The organism is Vibrio sp. 10N.286.46.A8 (genome assembly GCF_041470165.1).
Classification (GTDB): domain Bacteria; phylum Pseudomonadota; class Gammaproteobacteria; order Enterobacterales; family Vibrionaceae; genus Vibrio; species Vibrio tasmaniensis_A.
Window position 1 is genome coordinate 1 of sequence record NZ_JBFRLX010000354.1, and the last position, 1,944, is coordinate 1,944.

The window sequence follows — 1,944 nt, forward strand, 5'->3', positions numbered from 1 at the left end:
ACCTTAGTCTAAATTGTCGACAATCTACTTGATTGTCGACAATTCGATCGTGTATTTTATGTTCATGTTATGAAATTGTTGACAGTTAGGGTCGGCAATCAGAAGTGAGCAGCGTGAATATGAATACTGCGATAAAAGATCTCAGCTTAAGTGCAAACACGAAAACTCGTGTGAGCGATAAAGAAAACACCAAGTCAGAAAACCTGACGGAATACCTCGTTGAGGCAATTGTTAACGGTGAATTACCTCCGGGCAGTAAGATCTCGGAGCCTGAACTGGCTAAACGCTTCGAGGTAAGTCGAGGTCCATTACGTGAAGCGATAATGCGTGTCGAAGGGCTAGGGCTTATTGAGCGAATTCCTCATGTCGGCGCTCGAGTTATTACTTTTTCTGCAGACAAACTGCTAGAGCTTTACGCGGTGCGAGAGGCATTGGAAGGCATGGCGGCTCGCTTAGCAGCGCGACATATCACACAAGAAGAGCTTATCGGGCTTGAAGGATTATTGTCGACACATTCTAAACATATCGATGAAGTCGAAGGTTCTTCTTACTTTCATCAACATGGGGATTTCGATTTTCATTACCGCATTATCAAAGCGAGTCGTAACAGCAAATTGATTTCTCTGTTGTGTGACGAGCTTTATCACCTATTACGCATGTACCGCTATCAATCGCCTAGGGCTCAGTCTCGACCAAAAGAGGCGCTCGATGAACACAAATACATCCTACAAGCGATTCGTAATCGTGATGAAGAGCTAGCAGAAATGCTAATGCGACGACACATCTCGGGTAGTCGATTGCTTATAGAGCAACAAATTCAATCCAAAGATCTTGATTAACTGGCGACTGGTATTTGCCAGCGGTTCTTCGCTGGCGAGAGCTAAACATCAGTAGTCATAAAGATTAGAAATTAACAATTAACAAGGAGCGTCATTATGAAGTTATCAGCAGGAGCTAAGTTCCGACAAGCTGTGCAAGACAACGATCCATTGCAGATTGTCGGCACGGTGAATCCGTATTGCGCGATGATGGCAAAGAACTTGGGGCATCAAGCGATCTATTTGTCTGGCGGAGGCATCGCCAATGCGTCTTACGGTTTGCCTGATTTGGGTATCACTACATTGAACGATGTGTTGGTGGATGTTGAACGTATTACCAATGCGTGTGATCTGCCATTGCTGGTGGATATCGATACGGGATTTGGTGGCGCATTTAATATTGCACGTACCATTCGAGCTATGGAAAAAGCGGGCGCAGCTGCAATTCACATGGAAGACCAAGTCGCCCAGAAACGCTGTGGTCATCGACCAAATAAAGCGATTGTAAGCCAGCAAGAGATGGTCGATAGAGTCAAAGCGGCAACCGATGCTAGAACCGATGAGAGCTTTGTGATTATGGCGCGTACCGATGCATTAGCGGTTGAAGGCATTGATAGTGCGATTGAAAGGGCGATTGCTTGTGTTGAAGCGGGCGCTGACATGATTTTCCCTGAGGCGATGAATCAACTCGATCAATACGTGAAGTTCTCGGCAGCGCTGAAATCAGCAACGGGCAAGCATGTACCTATTCTCGCGAACATCACTGAGTTTGGCCAAACGCCGCTCTATAACTGTAACGAGTTGGCCCAATCAAGTGTCGACATGGTGCTTTATCCATTGAGTGCGTTCCGTGCGATGAACAAAGCGGCGGAGAATGTTTACAAGCACTTGTTAGTTGAAGGCAATCAAGAAGCTCTGTTGGATTCAATGCAAACCCGTAAAGAGCTTTACGAACACCTGAATTACCACGACTACGAGAACAAGCTTGATCAGTTGTTTTCAAGCGAAGGGTAAACCAGTTTCAATTAATCAAAAATCAACTTAATCCAATAACGTGAAATGGTTAGTCGCCATATCCAGTACCGATGATAAAGATCATCGGACATATAAACAGGCAGCACCAAAG

At 45.3% G+C, this 1,944-nt stretch carries 2 protein-coding genes; both read left to right on the forward strand.

What is annotated here, in order from left to right:
* Positions 1-119 precede the first annotated feature (119 nt).
* Complete coding sequence (locus AB4232_RS22360; RefSeq protein WP_050654082.1) at positions 120-839, forward strand: GntR family transcriptional regulator; 720 nt, start codon at positions 120-122, stop codon at positions 837-839.
* Between the two features lie 96 nt (positions 840-935).
* Positions 936-1,832 (forward strand): methylisocitrate lyase, encoded by an 897-nt coding sequence (gene prpB, locus AB4232_RS22365; protein ID WP_009846616.1) that lies wholly within the window; start codon positions 936-938, stop codon positions 1,830-1,832.
* The last annotated feature ends 112 nt before the right edge of the window (positions 1,833-1,944 follow it).

Coding starts and splice junctions, on each gene's coding strand:
- prpB (WP_009846616.1), top strand. CDS start 936: ATGAAGTTATCAGCAGGAGCTAAGTTCCGACAAGCTGTGCAAGACAAC.
- AB4232_RS22360 (WP_050654082.1), top strand. CDS start 120: ATGAATACTGCGATAAAAGATCTCAGCTTAAGTGCAAACACGAAAACT.